Annotated in this window: 20 protein-coding genes and 2 tRNA genes; 9 read left to right on the top strand and 13 right to left on the bottom strand. The window is 63.1% G+C overall.

The genetic code is table 11. The annotated features are described in order from the left end of the window. Positions 1-341 precede the first annotated feature (341 nt). Positions 342-2,441 carry a phosphocholine-specific phospholipase C gene (locus ASE82_RS06330; protein WP_056060441.1) on the top strand — a complete coding sequence of 700 codons (2,100 nt, stop codon included), beginning with the start codon at positions 342-344 and terminating at the stop codon, positions 2,439-2,441. Between the two features lie 48 nt (positions 2,442-2,489). On the opposite strand, the gene ASE82_RS06325 is transcribed toward ASE82_RS06330, so the two are convergent. From ASE82_RS06325 to ASE82_RS06310, 4 genes are all read right to left on the bottom strand, one after another. Then, positions 2,490-2,741, bottom strand: coding sequence for a hypothetical protein (locus ASE82_RS06325; protein ID WP_056060437.1), 252 nt, complete (start codon positions 2,739-2,741; stop codon positions 2,490-2,492). Positions 2,742-2,815: 74 nt separating this feature from the next. Then, on the bottom strand, positions 2,816-3,325 hold the full coding sequence (locus ASE82_RS06320) for a ferritin-like domain-containing protein (RefSeq protein ID WP_056060435.1): 510 nt from the start codon (positions 3,323-3,325) through the stop codon (positions 2,816-2,818). 83 nt (positions 3,326-3,408) lie between these two features. Beyond that, complete coding sequence (locus ASE82_RS19830; RefSeq protein ID WP_200910680.1) at positions 3,409-3,873, bottom strand: hypothetical protein; 465 nt, start codon at positions 3,871-3,873, stop codon at positions 3,409-3,411. Positions 3,874-3,958: 85 nt separating this feature from the next. Beyond that, a complete protein-coding gene (locus ASE82_RS06310; protein ID WP_056060429.1) occupies positions 3,959-5,131 on the bottom strand; it encodes a zinc-dependent alcohol dehydrogenase in 1,173 nt (390 codons plus the stop codon). A gap of 63 nt (positions 5,132-5,194) precedes the next feature. Here ASE82_RS06310 and ASE82_RS19340 point away from each other — a divergent pair, with 63 nt between their 5' ends. The 4 genes from ASE82_RS19340 to ASE82_RS06295 all read left to right on the top strand — a co-directional run bounded on the left by ASE82_RS19340 (position 5,195) and on the right by ASE82_RS06295 (position 8,413). Further along, positions 5,195-5,368, top strand: coding sequence for a hypothetical protein (locus tag ASE82_RS19340; RefSeq protein WP_156348798.1), 174 nt, complete (start codon positions 5,195-5,197; stop codon positions 5,366-5,368). Positions 5,369-5,679: 311 nt separating this feature from the next. Continuing rightward, positions 5,680-6,345, top strand: a complete 666-nt coding sequence (locus ASE82_RS06305) for an HAD family hydrolase (protein WP_056060426.1) — start codon at positions 5,680-5,682, stop codon at positions 6,343-6,345. Between the two features lie 5 nt (positions 6,346-6,350). Beyond that, a complete protein-coding gene (locus tag ASE82_RS06300; RefSeq protein ID WP_056060422.1) occupies positions 6,351-7,364 on the top strand; it encodes an SDR family oxidoreductase in 1,014 nt (337 codons plus the stop codon). Next, the gene (locus tag ASE82_RS06295) at positions 7,361-8,413 is read left to right on the top strand and encodes a patatin-like phospholipase family protein (protein WP_056060420.1); all 1,053 of its coding nucleotides are present in this window, start codon (positions 7,361-7,363) and stop codon (positions 8,411-8,413) included. Before ASE82_RS06300 ends, ASE82_RS06295 begins: the two co-directional genes overlap by 4 nt. Before the next feature lie 33 nt (positions 8,414-8,446). Here ASE82_RS06295 and ASE82_RS06290 read toward each other — a convergent pair. The 3 genes from ASE82_RS06290 to rpsA form a co-directional block, all read right to left on the bottom strand. Then, positions 8,447-8,530 (bottom strand) — tRNA-Leu (locus ASE82_RS06290). A 100-nt stretch (positions 8,531-8,630) separates the two neighbouring features. Further along, the gene (locus ASE82_RS06285) at positions 8,631-8,909 is read right to left on the bottom strand and encodes an integration host factor subunit beta (RefSeq protein WP_056060417.1); all 279 of its coding nucleotides are present in this window, start codon (positions 8,907-8,909) and stop codon (positions 8,631-8,633) included. Positions 8,910-9,084: 175 nt separating this feature from the next. After that, on the bottom strand, positions 9,085-10,803 hold the full coding sequence (gene rpsA / locus ASE82_RS06280) for a 30S ribosomal protein S1 (RefSeq protein ID WP_056060414.1): 1,719 nt from the start codon (positions 10,801-10,803) through the stop codon (positions 9,085-9,087). 275 nt (positions 10,804-11,078) lie between these two features. Between rpsA and ASE82_RS06275 the strand changes: the two genes are divergently transcribed. After that, a complete protein-coding gene (locus ASE82_RS06275; RefSeq protein WP_056060411.1) occupies positions 11,079-11,336 on the top strand; it encodes a SemiSWEET family transporter in 258 nt (85 codons plus the stop codon). A gap of 292 nt (positions 11,337-11,628) precedes the next feature. Here the strand turns inward: ASE82_RS06275 and ASE82_RS06270 are convergent, their stop codons facing one another. Then, a complete protein-coding gene (locus ASE82_RS06270; RefSeq protein ID WP_056060408.1) occupies positions 11,629-12,267 on the bottom strand; it encodes a (d)CMP kinase in 639 nt (212 codons plus the stop codon). 1 nt (position 12,268) lies between these two features. Next, positions 12,269-13,603: a 3-phosphoshikimate 1-carboxyvinyltransferase gene (gene aroA, locus ASE82_RS06265; protein WP_056060405.1), complete on the bottom strand. Its 1,335-nt coding sequence runs from the start codon at positions 13,601-13,603 to the stop codon at positions 12,269-12,271. 99 nt (positions 13,604-13,702) lie between these two features. Here aroA and ASE82_RS06260 point away from each other — a divergent pair, with 99 nt between their 5' ends. The 3 genes from ASE82_RS06260 to ASE82_RS06250 all read left to right on the top strand — a co-directional run bounded on the left by ASE82_RS06260 (position 13,703) and on the right by ASE82_RS06250 (position 15,859). Further along, a complete protein-coding gene (locus ASE82_RS06260) occupies positions 13,703-14,029 on the top strand; it encodes a TIGR02300 family protein (RefSeq protein WP_031395784.1) in 327 nt (108 codons plus the stop codon). Positions 14,030-14,111: 82 nt separating this feature from the next. After that, positions 14,112-14,187 (top strand) — tRNA-Ala (locus ASE82_RS06255). A gap of 91 nt (positions 14,188-14,278) precedes the next feature. Then, on the top strand, positions 14,279-15,859 hold the full coding sequence (locus tag ASE82_RS06250; RefSeq protein WP_056060403.1) for a site-specific integrase: 1,581 nt from the start codon (positions 14,279-14,281) through the stop codon (positions 15,857-15,859). Positions 15,860-16,209: 350 nt separating this feature from the next. On the opposite strand, the gene ASE82_RS06245 is transcribed toward ASE82_RS06250, so the two are convergent. The 4 genes from ASE82_RS06245 to ASE82_RS06230 all read right to left on the bottom strand — a co-directional run bounded on the left by ASE82_RS06245 (position 16,210) and on the right by ASE82_RS06230 (position 20,311). Continuing rightward, the gene (locus tag ASE82_RS06245; protein ID WP_156348797.1) at positions 16,210-18,228 is read right to left on the bottom strand and encodes a hypothetical protein; all 2,019 of its coding nucleotides are present in this window, start codon (positions 18,226-18,228) and stop codon (positions 16,210-16,212) included. Positions 18,229-18,407: 179 nt separating this feature from the next. After that, positions 18,408-19,103 (bottom strand): hypothetical protein, encoded by a 696-nt coding sequence (locus tag ASE82_RS06240; RefSeq protein ID WP_162236707.1) that lies wholly within the window; start codon positions 19,101-19,103, stop codon positions 18,408-18,410. Between the two features lie 204 nt (positions 19,104-19,307). Further along, positions 19,308-19,838, bottom strand: coding sequence for a hypothetical protein (locus ASE82_RS19675; RefSeq protein ID WP_056060394.1), 531 nt, complete (start codon positions 19,836-19,838; stop codon positions 19,308-19,310). Next, on the bottom strand, positions 19,835-20,311 hold the full coding sequence (locus ASE82_RS06230; protein WP_056060390.1) for a hypothetical protein: 477 nt from the start codon (positions 20,309-20,311) through the stop codon (positions 19,835-19,837). The genes ASE82_RS19675 and ASE82_RS06230 overlap by 4 nt, the downstream gene beginning before the upstream one ends. Positions 20,312-20,375: the final 64 nt, after the last annotated feature.

Raw genomic sequence — 20,375 nt, 5'->3', positions numbered from 1 at the left:
CCGTTGTTGGCGTCGCGTTCGGCTGAACCGTCATGTCGTCGTCGATCGTCGCCGCGGTAAGACCCAGGGCGCGATCGAGGGATCGTACGTGGCAATCGCCGGATCGATCGAGCGAAATGCCGGGATCGCCCGGCATGGCGATCACAGCATATGGCAGCGGGTCCACAGGCTCAACCGGAGCGATGCGATCGTTCCACCTATCATCGGTGCGGACGCCCAGCCCCGCGCGACGCCTCGTGTCACGCACATGACACGCATCGGGCATACGGAGCAGGCGCGCAGTACCTTGTGCGATCCCGCGCGTTCGCGGATCGTGCGCGTTCATCATTCGGATCGTGGCCATGACAGAAGTTTCTCGTCGCACGCTGCTCGCCGCCGGCCTGTCCGGTGCGACGCTGTCCGCGTTTCCCGCGGCGATCGCGCGGGCGGCGGCGATCGCACCGGACGTGAAGACGGGCTCGATCATGGATGTCGAGCATGTCGTCATCCTGATGCAGGAAAATCGCGGCTTCGATCATTATTTCGGGTCGCTGCGCGGCGTCCGCGGGTTTGCGGACCGGTTGCCGATCCCCGTCCCGTCCGAGGCCGACGCGACGAAGCCGGCGCCGGTCTGGTACCAGAGCGATCGAACCGCCCCCGGCGGCGCACGCACGGTCCTGCCGTTCCACCTCGCCACGCGGACCAATTTCGACCTGATGCGGATGGAGGGCGCCCCGCATAGCTGGCCCGATGCGCAACGCGGGTGGCACGACGGTCGGATGGCGCACTGGCCCGAAGCCAAGAGCCAGCGCGCGATGGGGCATTATCGTCGCGAGGACATCCCGTTCCAGTTCGCGCTCGCGGAGGCGTTCACCGTCTGCGATGCGTATCATTGCTCGGTCCAGACCGGCACCAACACAAACCGCCTGTTCCTGTGGAGCGGCACCAACGATCCCGGCGGCACGCTGGGCGGTCCTGCGATCGGCAATTCGCACGACAGTTTCCCCGCGGACGGCGGCGCTGCCGATCCGTATCGCTGGACGACGGTGGTCGAGCGGTTGCAGGCGAAGGGTGTCGACTGGCGCATCTACCAGGACATGGCCGATAATTTCACCGACAACCCGCTGGTCGGCTTCGCCGCGTTCCGCGATGCGCACCGGGGTGGTGGGGATGCCGCATTACGAGAGCGCGCGCTGACGACCCGCGGGCTCGACGTCTTGCGCGCCGACGTGCTCGGCGGGCGACTGCCGCAAGTGTCCTACGTCATCGCCACCTCGAAAGGCTCCGAGCATCCCGGCCCTTCGAGCCCCGCGCAGGGCGCCGCCTACACCGCCGACGTACTCGACGCGCTGACCGCGGACCCCAAGGTCTGGGCGCGGACCGTGCTGCTCGTGATGTTCGACGAGAATGACGGCTTCTTCGATCACGTCCCGCCGCCGGCGCCACCCGCGCACGCCGCCGACGGCACGCTGCTCGGCGGCTCGACGGTCGATCTCGAGGGCAGCTATCACCTCCACCCGAGCAAGGGCGATGCCGCGCTCGATCTGCCCGCCTATCGCGGCCGGGCGTATGGGCTGGGCCCGCGCGTGCCGATGTATGTCGTCTCGCCGTGGAGCCGGGGCGGGTGGGTCAATTCGCAGGTGTTCGATCACACCTCGGTGATCCGCTTCCTCGAACGCCGGTTCGACCTTCACGAACCCAACATCGCGCCGTGGCGCCGCGCGGTCTGCGGCGACCTGACGTCCGCTTTCGACTTCACCGCGGCCGACCCTGCGCCGTTCGCCGCGATGCCCGATCCACGGCCCGATGCCATCCGGGCCGCGGCGATCCCCAAGCAGATAAGCCCCCAAGCGCCGGCCGGGTCGCTGCACCCATGGCAGGAACCCGGCATCCGCCGCGCTCGTCCACTGCCCTATGTCTTGGCCGTCAGCGAGAGGATCGCGGATCGCGCCCTCCATCTACGATTCACTGCGGAAGGGACGCAGGCGGCGGTGTTCCACGTCTACGACCGCACCGCCCTGGCCCAACCGCCGCGCCGCTTCACCGTCGAGCCCGGACACGCGTTGGACGGGCACTGGCCGTTCGACGACGCGGGCTTTTACGATCTGTGGGTGCTCGGCCCGAACGGATTTCACCGCCATTTCACCGGCACCGGGAACGAGCCAGCGCACCTGTACCGGATGCAGTGGATCACCACCGCGGACGATCTCGTTCTGCGACTGCCCGGCAGCCAGCGCGATCATGGTCTGGTGGCGAGCGTTGCGGCGATCGGCATGCCCCCCAAGGTGATACCATTGGCCGAAACACGCTATCGCTGGCCTCTCCGCGACAATTTCGGCTGGTACGACGTCACGGTATCCACGGCGACGGCCCCCCATTTTCGCCGTCGCGTGTCCGGTCGCGTCGATGCGCCGGGCCGGATCACGTGCAGCGATCCATTTCCGCCTGACGCTCACGCGTAGACCTGGTCGGTCCACCGAGGCCAACACGACCGCACAGCCGCGAACGCGTCATCCGGCGGGAGACTTCCGATCGGCGTCTTCCTCGCGCAGGAACTGGAGAAGCTCCTCGATCTCGTCCGATCCATAGCGCAACGCCATGTCGTCCACCTCAATCTCTACCGTAGCGCGATCCTCCGACGACCAACCGGCGAGGATGTCGGCACAATCGGCCAAAGACCCGCGCGCAACGCTCTTCCGCTCCCCACCCGATTTGTCGGTGCGGTAGATCGTGGCTGGCTCACTCAGCGGATAGGTCGTCATGGATCTCGTCTCTTCCGTCCAGCACTGTATGGGATGCGGATGCCCGCCGACTGCATGCCGGCGGGCATTCGACGTCATTCGTCTTCGTCTTCGGCGTCGATGTTGACGGTCGTCTCGGCGAGCTTCGTCATATATTCATCACCACCGTAGATGTCCTTGGTGGCCGCGCTAAGCTTCTTGTGGTCGTCCTTGAGACCCAGCGCCTTGGCGTACGCCGTCGCGGTACCGAACCCGGCGATCCCGTAATGCGTCATCCGCTGATACTGCGCGATGATCATCACATCGAGCAGCGGACCCTTTTCGGGACCTTCCTCGAGGACATGCTTGGTGGCTTCGGCGACGAGGCCTTCCATGCCCTTGCAATGCTCTTTCGAGACCTTCTCGTCGTTCGACGCGATCAGGTCCTTGAGCAGGTCGGTATGCTTCTCGATATCCGCCTGCGACTTGGTCAGCATGTCCTTAAGCGATGCGTCGCTCGCCTTCGACGTGATCTTCTTGAGAACCTTCTTCATCTGGTCGTTCGCGGACCACAGATCCTTCAGTTCGTCAGTGTAGATTTCCTGGAAATCTTCGGGTGCAGACATGGGATCATCCTTGTGGCTCCACCGAGCGGAATGCGCGGCGGCTGGTTTTGAATTGCGAAAATGCGGATTGAAGCGCGGCGACCTCAGCCGGCGCCGGGTCGCTTCTGCTCGTCCTCGTAGTCCGCATCGGTGCCAATCTTGCCGCTGGCCTCGGCCTCGGCGATGCCCGACGTCTCGACGACGTCGATTGTCTTACCTTCGGCCGCGATCGCATGCGGCTCGCGGTCCGCATCGGGGTCGGCGGCGATCGTCGTGCGGTCACCGCCGTCTGAGCCTGCGACACCGTTTCCGGCATTGCCGCCGTCTTCGCCCGCCTGACCGCCACCGTGATAGGCGATGTCGGTCTGGCCGCCGTGCGCCATGAAACCGGTGTTCGTATCGGTCTTGCCGGCGTGCGGGTTGGGATAGGAGCCGCCGCCGCTTTCGCCGCCTTCGCTGCGGCCGTGGACGTCGGCGCCATCGCCGCCGCGGGGCGAGTCCGAAACGCCGTCCGGTGCGCCCTTGCTGCCGGGATTGCCGGGCACGGGGGCCTGAACCTTTTCACTCATCGGTACGTCCTTCCGAATGTAGCGGATCAAAACAGACCGGCCCGATCCGCTCCGCTCGTTGGGAGCGGACCGGGCCGGGGAGGGGTTACGGCCGGAGCACGACCTTAATGACGCCGTCCTGCTTGTCGCGGAACTTCTGGTACATCTCGGGCGCATCCTCGAGGCTCGCCGGGTGCGTCACGACGAAGCTCGGGTCGATATCGCCCGCCTCGATCCGTGCGAGCAGCGGCTTGGTATAGGCCTGGACGTGGGTCTGGCCGGTCTTGATCGTCAGCCCCTTGTTCATCATCGCGCCGATCGGGATCTTGTCGCCCATCCCAACATAGACGCCGGGGATCGACACCGTGCCGCCCATCCGGCAGCTCATGATTGCCTCGCGCAGCACGTGCACGCGGTCGGTCGCGAGGAAGGTCGCCGCCTTCACCTTGTCGATCACCGCATCCATCGCGCCATGACCCGACGCCTCGGCGCCGACCGCGTCGATGCAGCTGTCGGGGCCACGGCCCTTGGTGCGGAACTGGAGCTCGTCATAAACGCTGTCGACCTCGGCGAAATTGATCGTCTCGGCACCACCGGCCTCGGCCATCGCGAGGCGCTCGGGTACCTCGTCGATCGCGATCACGCGGCCCGCACCCAGCATCAGCGCCGAGCGGATCGCGAACTGGCCGACCGGACCGCAGCCCCAGATCGCCACGGTATCGCCCGGCTCGATCTGCGCATTCTCGGCTGCCATATAGCCGGTGGGGAAGATGTCGGACAGGAACAGCGCCTGTTCGTCGGTGACGCTGTCGGGCACCTTGATCGGGCCGATATCCGCCATCGGCACGCGCAGATACTCGGCCTGGCCACCGCAATAGCCGCCCAGCATGTGGCTGAACCCGAACAGGCCGGCGGGCGAATGGCCCATCGCCTTGATCGCCATCTCTGCGTTCGGATTGGTCCGCTCGCACGCCGAGAACAGCCCCTTGCGGCAGAAGAAGCAATCGCCGCAGCTGATCGTGAACGGCACCACGACGCGGTCGCCGATCTTCAGATTGGTGACTTCCGAGCCGAGCGCGACGACGACGCCCATGTTCTCGTGGCCGAGGATGTCGCCGGCCTGCATGGTCGGCTGGTAGCCGTCGAGCAGATGGAGGTCGGACCCGCAGATCGCGCAGGCCGACACCTTGATGATCGCGTCGCGCGGATGCTTGATCTCGGGATCTGCAACGGTATCGACCCGAACATCGCCTTTTCCATGCCAAACAAGTGCGCGCATCAGAAGATCTCCGTCATAGAATTGCTGCCTATTGCTCACGCACGACACGACATCGCGTCAGACATGACTCGGCAATGGCGCAAACGCCGCCTGATCATCATCAACACTATGCACTGTCACCACGAAGTCTCGGCCGCGACGTTTCCGCGTCGCCGCCGTCAGCGTGAACATATCCTGGGGAGTATAGCGATCAAGGTGGCGTCATCGTTCCTGCGTCACGCCAATATCCGCAGTTAAAATTTCATGTTGATTGTGATCAATATCGAAGAACTTGAGCTAAATCGAGATGCCACAATGAAAGTCCATAGATCGTAAGGACTTGTCGAGCTCGATCGCTCTGCGACATCGTTGCGGTTGCGACATTGATGCTGCGGCTTCCTCTGCGCGACGGCGATCGCCCTACCAAGTTTGCGGACGCCGGGGCCAATTCGGAGTGTGGACCGTTAGGACGCTATCGCAGTCTGCCGACGCAGTTCGCCCGCCACGCCTTGCACGGTGCTGCGGCGTTCCGACGGGCGGGTGCACGATTTCAGATCCGGGATAGCCTCATGCAGATCAAAGCCATTCTCTTCGATATCGACGGTACGCTGGTCGACACCAACGACATGCACGTCCTCGCCTGGGAAGAAGCGTTCGCGACCGTCGGCGCATCGTTCGACCGCCAGCAGATCCACGACCAGATCGGCAAGGGGACCGACATGCTCGTGCCGACGCTGCTACCCGACGCGGACGAAGATCAGCAGGAAAAGCTCGGCGACACGCACGGCGCGATCTTCAAGGCGAAATACCTCGAGACAGCCAAGCCGTTCGCGCAGGCGCACGACCTGCTGGCCCACGCGCATGGTCTCGGGCAGCAGGTCGTACTGGCATCGTCCGCCTCCGAGGCAGAACTCGACCATTACATAGACCTGCTCGACGCACGCGACCTGATCGCCACGACAACGAGCAGCGACGACGTCGAGAAGACCAAGCCCGCCCCCGACATCTTCGCGACCGCGCTCAAGAAGCTGCCGAACATCGATCCCACCGAGGTGATCGTCGTCGGCGACACGCCCTACGACATCGAGGCCGCGGCCAAATGCGGGATCGCCGCCGTCGCGGTCCGGTCAGGCAAGTTCAACGACGAGCAACTGCACGCGGCAGGCGCGATCGCGATCTACGACGACGTGGCGGCCTTGCTCGCCGGCTACGCAACCTCGCCACTGGGACGCTGATCGACATGGCCATCACCTTGAAACCCCTCCGCGATCAGGTCATCGTCGTCACCGGCGCAACCAGCGGCAATGGCCTCGCGATAGTCGAGGAAGTCGTGCGCCGCGGTGCCGCCGTCGTCGCGACCGCCCGTGACGAAGCGGCGCTTGAGGCCCTGCGTGATCGCTTGTCGGCCGATGGCGGCCGCATCGCGATCTGCGCCGCGGACGTCAGCGACATGGCCGCCGTCGAGCGTGTGTCGGCCGTCGCGATCGAAGCGTTCGGCGGCTTCGACAGTTGGGTCAATAATGCCGGCACCGGCACCTACGGCACGCTCGAACAGGTGCCGGTCGCCGATCACCGCCGCGTGTTCGACGTCAATTATTTCGGCGTGCTGCACGGCTCGCTCGTTGCCGCGCGACATCTGCGAACACGTGGCGGGGCGATAATCAACGTCGGGTCGATCCTCAGCGACCGCGCGATCGTCGAGCAGGGGCCGTATTGCGCGACCAAGCATGCGGTGCAGGCGCTGACCGATACGCTGCGGATGGAACTGGAGCAGGAGGGCGCCGCGATCTCGGTGACGCTGATCAAGCCCGGCGCGATCGACACGCCATTCCCCGAGCACGCGCGCAATTTCATGGACCAGCCACCACGCCTGCCGCCGCCGCTTTACGCGCCCTCGGTCGTCGCCGATGCGGTGTTGTTCGCCTGCGGAACGCCGCGGCGCACGCTGTATGCCGGGGGCGGGGGGCTGCTGTCCTCGCTCCTTTCGCGCGCCGCGCCACGGTTGAGCGACAAGATCATGGAACTGGTCGGCACCGTCGCGCAGCAGAAGCCGGACGATCCCGGCGACCCGGCGCGTCGCGACAACCTCTATGAGCCGCGCGTCGATGCGTTGCGCGGAAGCCAGGATGTCCACGCGCGGAAATCGAGCACCGTGTTGCAGGCACAGAAACTTCACCCTGCTGTTCTGCTGCTCGGCATCGTCGGAGCCGGGATCGCGGTTGCCCTCAGCCGGCCGAAGGATACCAGCCGGTGACACCGGACGCCGAACGGGCAGGGGCCGCGCGCGAATTCAACGTCGTGCTCGTCCTCAGCGGCGGCAACGCGCTCGGCGCGTTCGAAGCGGGCGTCTACGAAGCGCTGCACGCGCATGGCTTCCAGCCCGACTGGGTCATCGGCGCCTCGATCGGCGCGATCAACGGGGCGCTGATTGCCGGTTCCGCTCCCGATCGCCGGATCGAGACGCTGCGAACGTTCTGGCGACCCGCACCGTCCGGCGCCCCGACGCTCCCGTGGTTGGGTGCGCTTGAAACCAGCCGCCGCACGAACGCCGTCGGCTGGTCCGCAACGCTCGGTCGCCCCGGGATTTTCGGCCCGGTGCTCTCCGCCTTGACGCCCTGGAGCGACGACCAGCCGTCGATCTTCGAAACCAACCAGCTCGCCACGACGCTGGAAACGCTAGTCGACTTCGAGCGCCTCAATGTGGGCCCGTGCCGCTACACCGCGACTGCGGTCGATCTCGAAACCGGCGACGATGTCGTATTCGACAGCGCCGCGATGCAGATCGGACCCGATCACATCCGTGCCAGCGCCGCGCTGCCGGTTGCCTTCCCGCCGGTTGAGATCGACGGCCGCTGGTTGGTCGACGGCGGCCTGTCCGCGAACCTGCCGCTCGATCCGGTGCTGAGCGAGCCACCACCGCGACCAACACTCTGCATCGCGGTCGACCTGTTGCCGCTCCACGGTCCGCGCCCGACAACGTTGGGCGAGGCGACGAGCCGCATGCAGGATCTGATCTTCGCCGCGCAATCCCGCCGCACGATCGAACGGTGGCAAGCCGCGCATGCCGGCCGCCAGGACTTCGCGCTGTCGCTGGTCCGACTCGCCTATAGCGAGCAGGCCGATGAAGTCGCCGGCAAGGCACTCGACTTTTCAGGGCCCACGATCGAACAGCGCTGGTCGGCAGGTCGTCGCGTCGGGATGCTGGCTGTCGAAGGCGTAAAGGCCGGAACGCTGTCGATTGGCGTTCCCGGCTTCAACATCGCCAAGATCGATTACCAGCAACCCAGCGGCGCCAACCGATGAGCAGTCAGGCAGGTCCGGTGGGGTAGACAGGATTGGTGCGGACGGCGGGACTCGAACCCGCATTCCTAGGGAGGGAGATTTTAAGTCTCCTGCGTCTACCGGTTTCGCCACGTCCGCACACGCGCCCAACAAGACGAGGTGGCGCGCAGCGTCAACCCATCTTGCCAGGCCGGCAGCATATTCTTCGACTGTCTACGGTTCCGCGCAGTGGTACCGCTCACACGTTCAGGCGTGAGCGCATTTCCTTGCCCGGCTTGAAATAGGGCACGCGCTTGGCCTCGACCTCGACGACTTCGCCGGTACGCGGGTTGCGGCCGGTCCGCGCATCGCGCGCACGCGTGGAGAATGCACCGAAACCGCGCAGTTCGACTCGACCGTCGGCGGCCAGTCGCTTGGATATCTCATCGAAGAAGGTGCTGACGATCAGCTCCACTTCGTTAGGCTGTAGGTCCGGATGCGCCTCGGCGATCTTAAGGACCAGTTCAGATCGGATCATTCGAGCCCCCGCCCATCTAAAAAAACGCGTACAGATTGATACAGGTCAACCTGCGAGGCATTAGCACTTATTACCGAACAGTCAAAAACCAAAGTGGATCTGACAATAAAAAGCCCGACATGTTCGAGACATGCCGGGCGTTTTCATCGATAAGCCGTTAGGCTTTTCTTAACACTTACTTCTTCTCGGCGTCCGTGCGGGCCTTGAGAGCCTCGCCCAGGATGTTGCCGAGAGTCGCGCCCGAGTCCGACGAACCGTACTGCGCGACAGCCTGCTTCTCTTCCGAGATCTGCATAGCCTTGATCGAGAAGGTCGGCTTCTTCGAACGATCGAAGCCGGTGACCATCGCGTCGAACTTCTGGCCGACCTGGAAACGCTCCGGACGCTGCTCGTCGCGATCGCGACCCAGATCCGTGCGCTTGATGAAGCCGGTCGCGCCATCGTCGCCCTGCTGCACTTCGAGGCCCGCGTCGCGGACTTCGAGAACGGTCACGGTCACGATCGCGTTCTTGTTCAGCTTGTCGCCTGCTGCTGCGATGCCGCCGGCCGATGGCCCGCCGCGCTCAAGCTGCTTCATGCCGAGCGAGATACGCTCCTTTTCGGCGTCGATGTCGAGCACGACGGCCTCGACGGTCTCACCCTTGCGATGCAGGTTGAGCGCGTCCTCGCCCGAAACACCCCATGCGATGTCGGACATGTGGACCATGCCGTCGACGTCGTTGTCGAGGCCGATGAACAGACCGAACTCGGTCGCGTTCTTGACTTCGCCTTCGACGGTCGAACCGATCGGATGAGCGGCAGCGAATGCCTCCCAAGGATTGGCCTGAGCCTGCTTGAGGCCGAGCGAGATGCGACGCTTCTCGGAATCGACTTCGAGGACCATGACGTCGACTTCCTGCGAGGTCGACACGATCTTGCCCGGATGGACGTTCTTCTTGGTCCAGGACATTTCCGACACGTGGACGAGGCCTTCGATGCCCGCTTCCAGCTCGACGAACGCACCATATTCGGTGATGTTCGTGACGCGGCCGGTGAGCTTCGCGCCGACCGGATACTTGACCATCGCGCCATCCCAGGGATCGCTCTCCAGCTGCTTCATGCCGAGGCTGATGCGCTGGGTGTCCTTGTTGATGCGGATGATCTGCACCTTGACGGTGTCGCCGATGTTCAGGACTTCGCTCGGGTGACCGACGCGCTTGTAGCTGAGATCGGTGACGTGCAGCAGGCCATCGATGCCGCCGAGGTCAACGAATGCACCGTAATCGGTGATGTTCTTGACGACGCCGTCGATGATCTGGCCCTCGGCTAGGCTGAGGATCAGGCCCGAACGCTGCTCTGCGCGCGTCTCTTCGAGAACGGCGCGACGCGACACGACGATGTTGCCGCGCTTGCGGTCCATCTTCAGGATCTGGAACGGCTGGGGGATATCCATCAGCGGGGTGACATCGCGCACGGGGCGGATATCGACCTGCGAACCGGGCAGGAACGCGACGGCGCCGTTCAGGTCGACGGTGAAGCCACCCTTCACGCGGCCGAAGATGACGCCTTCGACGCGGGTCGTCTTGGAGAATTCGGTTTCCAGCTTGTCCCATGCGGCTTCGCGACGGGCGCGATCGCGGCTGAGCATCGCTTCGCCGTGGACGTTCTCGACGCGGTCGACATAGACTTCGACTTCGTCGCCGACCTTGAGGTCAGCCTTCTGGCCCGGCGCTGCGAATTCGCGAAGCGGCACGCGGCCTTCCGACTTCAGACCGACGTCGATGACGGCCATGTCGTTCTCGATGCCGGTCACGGTGCCATGCACCACGCGGCCCTCGAAGCTGTCGGCGTCGCCGAGCGTTTCGTTCAGCATCGCCGCGAAATCGTCGCGGGTCGGCATTACCTGGGTTGCCATAGAATTCAGTAATCCTAGTCTGTTTCCGGCCAAGCGGTTGGGTCCGCTGGTCTTGGCCTTCGTTGCCGCGACGACCGAACGCCGGCGCAGCATCCGGACGGCACGAGGCGCGGAGGACGTAGACGCTGAATGCGAAAACGGCGCGTGAGACTCGAGGGTCTCCGCGCCTTCCTCCACGAGCATCGCTCGCCGGACGGTTCCGTATAGCCGAAACCGGGTCTCGGAGCAAGTTCGCCGCTGCTTCGTTAGGGGCCGCTCACAACAGGAGCGAAGATTTGAACGAACGCGGCATTCTCGTGCTGGGCTGGGTCGCCACCGTGACGGCGATCGTGATGTACCTGTCGTACATCGACCAGATCATGCTGAACCTTGCGGGGCAGAAGGGATCGGTGGTCCAGCCGTTCGCGACGATGGTAAATTGCGCGCTGTGGGTGGGGTATGGGTTCCTGAAGGACAAGCGGGATTGGCCGATCGTTGTGGCGAACGCGCCGGGGGTCGTGTTCGGGGCGGTGGCGCTGGTTACTGCGCTTTAGGTCCACTGATCCCCCTTCCCTCCCTGGAAGGGAGGGGCAGGGGGTGGGTCGGCTTCCGCATAGACGATTTGGGGTGGCGCAAGCTGGCCGACCCACCCCCAACCCCTCCCTTCCAGGGAGGGAAGCGAGAAGAAGATGCGCTTCCGTTACCCAACAGAGCAACCACCCCGGCGGAGGCCGGGGCCCAATTGGGGGACGATGCTAACTGAGGACTGCGCTTCGTTACTGCTGACGTTCCAATTGGGCCCCGGCCTTCGCCGGGGTGGTGCACTCGCTCGGGTGTGAGGAAGGCTTAAACCGAAGCCGCCTTCTTCACCCGCTGCGCCTCCACCAACGCCACCGCCCGCTGCACCGAAGCCTCGATCGACAAAAAGCTCGTATCCAGCAAAGCAGCATCCGCCGCCATCACCAACGGCGCAGTCGACCGCCCGCTATCCCGAGCATCCCGAGCCCGGATATCCGCCAGCACCCGATCCTTGCTCGCCGTCCCCCCACGCGCCTGCAACTCCGCATGCCGCCGCTGCGCGCGAATATTCGGCGTAGCCTTCACGAACAGCTTCGCATCCGCATCCGGCGCGATCACGGTACCGATATCGCGCCCGTCAAGAATCGCGCCACCCTCCTGCGCGGCGAACCGCTTCTGCCGATGCAGCAACGCCGCCCGCACCAGCGGATGCGCCGATACCACCGACGCCAGCGCGCCGATATCGTCGTCGCGCAACGCCGGATCGCCCAGCAACGCATCGCTAAAGTCGCACGCGGCGACCGCGTCGGCCTCGGTCTCCGGATCGAGCCCCATCCGCGCCACGCTCAACGCGACCGCACGGTAGAGCAGCCCGGTATCGAGATACGGCAGCTTGTAATGCTTGGCCAAGGCACGCGCGATCGTGCCCTTGCCCGATGCCGCCGGACCGTCGACTGCGATGATCATCTTAATTCCCCCGGCCGGTCAGCGCGTCGAGCGACCGGAAGAATACGGGATAGCTCGTCGCCACCGGCGATACATCATCGATCGTGACGGCCTGAACGGCGCCAAGTCCAGCTACGACCATGCTCATTGCGATGCGGTGGTCGAGTTTCGAGGCGATCCGAGCACCACCGCGAATCGCCGCGCCGCCCGACCCGGTGATCGCCATGCCGTCCTCATACTCCTCGCAAGGAACCCCGCACGCTTCGAGCGCGATCCGCATCGTCGTAATCCGGTCCGATTCCTTGACCCGCAACTCATGCGCACCGCGTGCGATCGTCGTGCCGCTCGCGAAGGCCGCGGCGACGAACAGCACGGGATATTCATCGATCATGCTCGGCGCGAGATCGGCCGGCACCTCGATCGCGGTCAGCGGCGCATGCCGGACGCGCAGATCGGCGACCGGCTCGCCGCCGACAGTGCGCGGGTCGAGCTCGGTGATATCCGCGCCCATCATCCGCAAAGCCGTGACGATCCCGATCCGCGTCGGGTTCAGCCCGACATTGTGCACGACGATATCGGACCCCGGTACGATCGACGCCGCGACCAGCCAGAACGCCGACGACGACGGGTCGCCCGGCACCACGATATCCTGCGGCTTCAGGTCCGCTTCGCCAGTGATCGAAATGATGCGACCCTGGTTCGTCTCCTCGACGGTCAGCTTGGCGCCAAACCCCGTCAGCATCCGCTCGCTATGATCGCGCGTCGCGATCGGCTCGATCACGCGCGTGATCCCAGGCGTGTTGAGCCCCGCCAGCAGGATCGCCGACTTCACCTGCGCCGACGCGACCGGCAGCGTATATTCGATCGGCACCGCCGGACACATCCCGCGCACCATCAACGGCAGCCGCCCGCCAGGAGAGGACGTAATGTCCGCCCCCATCTGCGACAGCGGCTCGATCACCCGTCCCATCGGCCGCCCCGACAGCGATGCGTCACCCGTAAAGGTGCAGGTGATCGGATGGCTCGACACCAGCCCCATCAGCAACCGCGTCGACGTCCCCGAATTGCCCATCTCCAGCGCGGTCTCGGGCTGGAGCAGTCCACCGACCCCGACGCCGTCGACGACCCAGATGCCGTCCTCGCCGCGCTCGATCGTAGCCCCCATCGCGCGCATCGCCGCCGCCGTAGCGAGCACATCCTCACCCTCCAGCAACCCTTCGATCCGGCTGGTGCCGACCGCGAGGCTCGCGAACATCAACGCGCGGTGGCTGATCGACTTGTCGCCGGGGACCGCGATCGAACCGGTCAGAGGACCGCGTGCGACGACGTCCATCGAAGTGGGGAGGGGGTGTGCCATGGGGCCGGGCTTTTGACAGTGGCCTTGCGCTATGGCAAGGCGCGCCCACTTTGCGAGGGTATCCCCCCGCAATCCATTCATCCGAAAGGTTCTATCGGCATGATCAAGCCGGAATGGGGCACGAAGCGTTCGTGCCCGAAATGCGCGACGCGTTTCTACGACCTCGAAAAAGCCGACCCCGTGACCTGCATCGAATGCGGGTATGCGTGGGAGCCCGAGCCCATCCTGAAGTCGAAGCAGCCGCTGCCGTTCGAGGTCGCCAAGCCCGACACCAAGAAGCCCGACGCGGATCTCGAGGGTGACGAGGAAGAGGACATCGCCTCGATCACCGGCGAGGACGAAGAGCCGTCGGCGGACGATGAAGTCGATCTCGGCGGCGACGACGACCTCGGCGTCGAGACGCCGCAGGACGAACACGAGCGTTAAGTCGAATAAATTTGGCAGGCGGCATTTACGCCGCTTGCCAACCCGGGCGGGTCCGGTTAGTGACCCGCCTCCCAACGGGAATGGGGCCGTAGCTCAGCTGGGAGAGCGTTCGCATGGCATGCGAAAGGTCAGGGGTTCGATCCCCCTCGGCTCCACCATTTCCGTTACAGTGTTGATAACACTGGGATAAATCTGGAAATCATGGGTTTCACCGGGCGGCTGTTACAGACGTAACAGGGACCGATGACCATGTGCACATTTCTGAGCAAGCGCGGTGCCACCTACTATTTTCGTAGGACGATCCCGGCTGAGCTACGCCCCCTCCTGGGCGGTAAAGCGGAGTTCATGGTGTCCCTACGCACCAAGGACCGCGAGGAAGCCAAGCGGCTCATCCCCGGCGAAACTCTGACATCCCAAGCTCTGCTAGACGAGGCATCCCGACGATTGCCTGCTAAGCTCCCCGCTGGGGCCCCACGGACTCAATCGCGGCCATTCCCGGAGTATGATGCCGCCGCATGGGAATGGGGCAGGGAGAGGGCTGCAATCGAGTCCAAGGAGCTTGTCGAAAAGCAGGCCCGCCATGATGGTGCGGCGGCTGCCGTGGCGTTCCTCACTGAGCGCATCGGGGGATCAACCAAGGAACTGCAACCCGATGATCGCCCCATCCGCTATCTAGTCGATGACAAGGAGTTCGATCTAAAGGTCTTGAGGGAGCATCTGGGGGCTGCCAAGGCTGAGGTTCAACGGCTTGCGGCTGAGCTTGCCGCCGCCCGTACCGAGCCCGTGGCACCCGCGCTAGCCGCCCCTGAAGCAGCCCCGACGAAACCCGAGTCGGGGACCATGCTCGATACGGACATTATCGAGCTATGGGCCGCAGAGCGTAAGGTGGTCACCAAGGGCAAGGATACCCACGCCGCTGTAGCCCGATGGTTCTATGAGCGTACAAGCCGAAAGCCCGTGCGAGATATCACCCGTAAGGACGTGCTGGCCTTCAAGGTCGCCCTAGTGGACGAGGGGCAAACCCCTGCGAATATAAAAATGAAGCTCTCCCGGCTGCGGACACTGCTGCAATGGGCAGCCGATAACGACCATGCGGAAAGCAATGTGGCCTCCGGGATCACCATCAAGGACACCGATGCCGCTAAGAACAAGCGCAAGGAGTTCGACCTAGCTAGCCTCAATGCCATATTCGCCAGCCCCGTGTATGCCGATGGGGCACGGCCTGCGGCGGGGAAGGGGGAGGCGGCTTATTGGCTACCTCTGCTGGCATTATACACCGGGGCCCGAATGGAGGAGCTAGGGCAGCTTAGGCCTGCCGATGTGCAACAGATCAGCTACCCCGATGGGGACGGCGTTGATCTGTCATCTTGGTTCATTCGTATCCAGGAGGATGCCGATGATAGCCTGAGGCTCAAGAATGCTGCCAGCGAGAGGGATGTACCCGTACACCCTGAGCTTCAACGTCTCGGGTTCCTCGCGTTCGTGGCGGCGGCAACCAAGGCTAAGCAGGAACGGCTCTTCCCGAAGCTCAACGCGAATATCTACGGAAGGCTTACAGCCAAGTGGGGCGAATGGTTCGGGCCCTATCTCCGGGGTGCCTGCGGGGTCACCGATAAGCGCATGGTGTTCCACTCCTTCCGGCATACCTTCAAGCAATACGCCCGTCATGCTGGCATCATTGAAGGGGTGCAGCGTCAAATCATGGGGCATGGTAGCTCGGACGTGGCCGATGATTACGGTAGCGGGTACCCCCTGCACCAAGTGGTGGAAGGCATGGGGCTGTATAAGGTGCCGGGGTTAGTGCTTCCCGCTGCTAGCAAACAGGATTGATGCGTTACGTACAATCGGGATTTATTAGCTAGCCCCTAGCAATGACTTGGCAAATCTAGGTCGGTATCCGATGTAATTTGACATGGTTAAACGATGATTAAGCCTACTGTCGGGTTCCTAACAGGAGAAGACTAGTGGCTAAGGTATCATCGTTTCATTCCAGGCTCCCCGCGACTGAGGTGCATCACAACAACAATTCCTGCACTGTCGGTAACAATATCGAGGCAGTGAACAAGGTGTCCGGTACGGGCGGGCATCGCCTTTGCAGCCAGTGCAGCGGCCTTTAATCTGCTAACGTAAATACCCTGCCCCCGGTAACATGGGGGCAGGGTTGATTTTGAGTGCAGACGCTACCGCATAGCGGGTGCCCCCACGAAGCGAGTAGGCTTCCGGTCGGCTGCCCCTTGGCCTGTTCTGTTGGAGACGTAGGTGTGAGCCTCAGTGGCTAGCTCTGCGTACTGGATGATCGAGCGTACCCGCACACCCTTGGCATTCTTCACCACAGCGATGAATGCTGGGTGCCCGTTGTCGTCATAACGGATGAGGCTGTCGGGGTCCGTGTTATGGGATGCCCCCACTAGGCTCATGTGCTTGTTGTAGACGTTGGTGAACACTGCTGAGCTATCGCGGGCACCCAGCCCGAGCATCTGACCTACCGGCTTGGTCCCAGCCTTGTTGCGAACAGCGAACTGCCCGTACCGCTCGAACTCACCGGATGCCGTGGCTGCTTCAATGGCTTCATCCATGAGGGCCTTGGTGCCCTGCGAACTGTTGTTACCAGCGGTGGCAACGTAGCGGTAAGACACCTGCTTCACGATGTTGTTGCCACTGTCTCCCATGTTGGTGAGGCCCCATGGGTTCCATGTGGCCTGAGAGGAGATAACCCCAGCGATAGCCTTGGCGGCTTCCTTGCCACGCTCTGGGCCTACGTCCGTGGAGCCGTACTGAGCGGCATCCCCGAAGGTCTTGGCAAATGCCGTGATGGGGTCCGTATGGCCCTTCACTAGGCTGTCATACTTCTGCATGACCACATGGTATGGCCCGTAGAACGCTAGGGCTGCTGCGGGCTTCTCGGCATAGAGCTTGCCCCACTGCTGGTAGGTCCGTTCGAAGTTCCGATTGTACTGCTCGCCCACCGACGCCTCCACCTGAGACGCAGCGGACTTCTTCACGGCATCCGAGACGTACCCCAGATTGAAGGTGCGGATGATGTTCTTGTTGTTCCCGCTCAGCCAATCATTGGTGGCCTGGGCTTCGATCAAGGCATGATCCGCGCCCCCTGCAATGGCTTGTACGGGGTTACCGGCCGTCCACGCGATGGTGGCAAGGGATACCTTAGATGCCTCATCATCCTGCTTAACCTGGGCATCATGGTCCCAATCCTGTTTGCGTAGGAACTGCTCATAGGCGCGATCCTGCCGCTTATTGTCGGCGGCGATGGCAGCGGACGTGATGGTATGCCCCTCCGCCCGGAGGTCCTTCGCGTCGAATACATCAACGTCAAAGCCGGTAGCCCGTTTGATGTCATCGTTGATGCGATCCAGGTCCGCAGGGCCTTCCCCAGAGCTGTAGTCCCCGTGCTGCACCTTGGTATCATGTACCCGGAGACGCTCTGCAAAGTCCGCACGGCCTGCCATTTCCATGTTGGCCCGGCTGCCGAACTTCAGAACTAGCTCATCCATTTTGTCCTGCTGGTCCGCATCCATGAGGCCCCAGAAACCCTTGGCCTTCATGGCGCTCACGGCAAACCCGTGCCCAGCTTGCGCTAACCCTCGCACGGCACCCACAAGCATCGTCTGGTAGCTGGCATCATGCATGCCGATGGGCTTTCCCATGATGCCGAATAGGCCATCTAGGGACCCGAGGGTCGCGGTGTTCGCCGCATCTTCCTCAGGCGTGCCCCCGCTTAGTGCAAGCTGCTGGGTCACAAGAGCTTGCATGGATGCGCCCTGTGAAAGGATGGCATCCGTACCCGCGTTGACCGCTCGGGTTTGCTGCCAAGCATCCCGGCGTTTCGCAATGGTATTGAGCAAGGGTCCTGTAGCGTCAAACAGACCCTTTTGGATCATCTGGTCTGCAAAGGGGTCCCCGGTCTTCATAGCGGAGGATGTATCTGCGATATGCTTGGCTAGGTCTTGGGGCTCAAGGGTTTGGAGGTTATCCATATCCTCGACTTGGTTGCGCTGCCATGTGCTGACTGCGGTACTGGCGGCATACATCTGAGCGCCCTGCTCATACCCCGAGGGGCCGAAGATTTTATTCACCGGGTTATTGGGGTGGCTAAGCTCCCCCAGCGCGATACCGCTCTGGGCTGCGGCCATACCCTCTGCGAACCGCTGGTCCTGCTTGCGCTTGACGAAGGGTTCCATAAGGTTCGCAAAGAACTGCCCTAGCTGGGCACCCACGGGCCCCGCGTTGGTTTCGAGGCCGGGAGTGACCACGGACCCCTGCGAGGCCCCGCCGATCACTTGGGCACCCCGGCTGCTACCCCTTGCGGAGGGTTGATCCTGCACGGGGGCGATACCCTGAAAGGTGAATGTCTGGCGGGTCATGCCGGGGCACCCTCTGGCGTCTCAGTGAAGCCCTGGGTTTTCCCCGAGGCCCGCTCTCGGGCTGCCACGCGTACTGCAGCAGGCGTCATGCCGTGGAATGCGGGTGCTGCATCCGGCGTCCACCCCGTATAGCCTGAGCGTGCCTTGGCGGCTTGCGCGGCGGGGCCTGAGTGACCGGCCGCTGCGACGGGGGAAATCTGGGATGCCCCCACTTCGGGCGCAACGTCCGCAACGGCGGCAGTCGGGGTGTTCTCGGCAAAGGTCTGGCGGGATGCAGCGGAGGGCTCTGCACCAAGGGCAGCGGAGTAATCCCCACGAGCGGCATCCTCCTCCGTCATTTCGCCATGCTTGGTAGCAAGCGCCATACTGTCCCGTGCTACCATTGGGGCCAGCGCATTGAGTGACACGCTGCTACCCGTTTTGATGTATTCGCTTAGTGCCTTGTCGTACTGCGCAACGCTCTCGGGGGTACTCGCCTGGATCAACCGGGTAACCTTACTCATAGTAGCCCCAAGTGTTGGGAAGGCTGCCGCAAACTCAGTCAGCACGGTGCTATAGGCAACAGTGGCGGGATGCCCTTTGGCGATCAGGGCTTGTGCTGCCTTCGTGACAGCCGGGGCACTGTTGCCGCTGTCATAGATAATAACCAACGCTGCATTAACTTGGGCGCGTTGCTTGGGTGTCATGGTCAAATTGTTGGGGCCTCTGGGCTATCTGGGGTAGGGGTCGGCACAAGTGCAGCTACAGCCTCTTGGGCTACGGCGAGGAATGCCAGTAGTTCGGGGGCAAGGGGATGTATGCCGCCGTATAGTTCGGAGTTGATCTGCAAGCTGTTTATAGAATAAGCCATGGCACTGCGAAGCCTGCTGCCCCCACCAACTGTAATCATGGGTAGATCACATGCGTACACTGTCGATGTCCTTATTTTGATATTTCATTTTGCATGCGAGTACGTGCCCATGTGCATGCTCGATTGCGCGAACTATGCCGGGGCTTCCTGCCTCATGCCAATCAACGATGGTCTGAGCGGCGATGGTGCGAATGCTGTCCTGAACGTCCTGCGGCATCAGCGGGAGGGCCGGTGGTTTTCGCAATCCATTGAAGTCCGGTAGCCCGTGGGCCTCATCCTCCTTCAAGCATAAGCGGACAGCACTACTTGCCGCAATGTACCCCTGTGAGAGTAAGTCGGTGGTCCCGTTGAACAAAACCCATGTCATTACTGCTTGCCAACATGCATGGCGTACAGCGGCATCCCCATAGGGCTCCGCCCGCATGTGCAATGCTTCTAGGTCTTGAGGCTTGCCTAGAGTCTCAACATACTGGCTGCTGTTGGGATGCTCATACGGGATCGCGGTAGGGCGGAACACAGGGAGGCCCCGGTCACCCTCAGCGGCGGCATTCTGCAACCGGCGAAGTTGGAGGCTCATGCCTGGGCCCTGTTGGTGTCATAGGCGTTGCCGATCAGGTGCCCGCGCTTCATGCCGATAAAGTATCGCTCGAAGGCCTCATAGGGATCAGCGGCTAGCTGTGCGATCTTGGCGGGGATTTTGCTGGGGTGGCGTTCGATTAGATACCCAAGCAAATCATCGGGCATGCTCAACAGGCCCGTCATGGTAACCCGCTTAGGAACAGACTGCCGGCCGTCCCAAGAGGAAGTCGTGTAGCTGACCTCGAAAGATGACCTTATGACATTCTCGTCTGGTGTCTTGTCGGTGATGTCGACGGTAGAGAACTTCGCGAAGGCTGTATCCTGACGGGCCTTAGCGGCTTGCTCAAAGATTAGCGCCTGCTGGGCGATTATGGCAGCCTGCAAGGTAGTCAGAGCGGTAAGCCTGTCGGCTGCACCATTGAGGCGGTCTAGCAAGGCTATGTCGGCCTTTGCCTGCTCAATCCCATGCATGGTGTCAGCGAGGGCAGCGGTGGCGGTATCTGCGGTATACGTAGTCTGGTCGGCGTGGGTGATC

Source organism: Sphingomonas sp. Leaf230, assembly GCF_001421745.1.
Lineage (GTDB): Bacteria > Pseudomonadota > Alphaproteobacteria > Sphingomonadales > Sphingomonadaceae > Sphingomonas.
This window is presented reverse-complemented; position numbering and strand designations above follow the sequence as displayed.

Bases quoted from the DNA above. Each gene is read 5' to 3' on its own strand.
- ASE82_RS06330 (WP_056060441.1), top strand. From the start codon at position 342: ATGACAGAAGTTTCTCGTCGCACGCTGCTCGCCGCCGGCCTGTCCGGT.
- ASE82_RS06325 (WP_056060437.1), bottom strand. From the start codon at position 2,741: ATGACGACCTATCCGCTGAGTGAGCCAGCCACGATCTACCGCACCGAC.
- ASE82_RS06320 (WP_056060435.1), bottom strand. From the start codon at position 3,325: ATGTCTGCACCCGAAGATTTCCAGGAAATCTACACTGACGAACTGAAG.
- ASE82_RS19830 (WP_200910680.1), bottom strand. From the start codon at position 3,873: ATGAGTGAAAAGGTTCAGGCCCCCGTGCCCGGCAATCCCGGCAGCAAG.
- ASE82_RS06310 (WP_056060429.1), bottom strand. From the start codon at position 5,131: ATGCGCGCACTTGTTTGGCATGGAAAAGGCGATGTTCGGGTCGATACC.
- ASE82_RS19340 (WP_156348798.1), top strand. From the start codon at position 5,195: ATGACTCGGCAATGGCGCAAACGCCGCCTGATCATCATCAACACTATG.
- ASE82_RS06305 (WP_056060426.1), top strand. From the start codon at position 5,680: ATGCAGATCAAAGCCATTCTCTTCGATATCGACGGTACGCTGGTCGAC.
- ASE82_RS06300 (WP_056060422.1), top strand. From the start codon at position 6,351: ATGGCCATCACCTTGAAACCCCTCCGCGATCAGGTCATCGTCGTCACC.
- ASE82_RS06285 (WP_056060417.1), bottom strand. From the start codon at position 8,909: ATGATCCGATCTGAACTGGTCCTTAAGATCGCCGAGGCGCATCCGGAC.
- rpsA (WP_056060414.1), bottom strand. From the start codon at position 10,803: ATGGCAACCCAGGTAATGCCGACCCGCGACGATTTCGCGGCGATGCTG.
- ASE82_RS06270 (WP_056060408.1), bottom strand. From the start codon at position 12,267: ATGATCATCGCAGTCGACGGTCCGGCGGCATCGGGCAAGGGCACGATC.
- aroA (WP_056060405.1), bottom strand. From the start codon at position 13,603: ATGGCACACCCCCTCCCCACTTCGATGGACGTCGTCGCACGCGGTCCT.
- ASE82_RS06260 (WP_031395784.1), top strand. From the start codon at position 13,703: ATGATCAAGCCGGAATGGGGCACGAAGCGTTCGTGCCCGAAATGCGCG.
- ASE82_RS06250 (WP_056060403.1), top strand. From the start codon at position 14,279: ATGTGCACATTTCTGAGCAAGCGCGGTGCCACCTACTATTTTCGTAGG.
- ASE82_RS06245 (WP_156348797.1), bottom strand. From the start codon at position 18,228: ATGGAACCCTTCGTCAAGCGCAAGCAGGACCAGCGGTTCGCAGAGGGT.
- ASE82_RS19675 (WP_056060394.1), bottom strand. From the start codon at position 19,838: ATGAGCCTCCAACTTCGCCGGTTGCAGAATGCCGCCGCTGAGGGTGAC.
- ASE82_RS06230 (WP_056060390.1), bottom strand. From the start codon at position 20,311: ATGCATGGGATTGAGCAGGCAAAGGCCGACATAGCCTTGCTAGACCGC.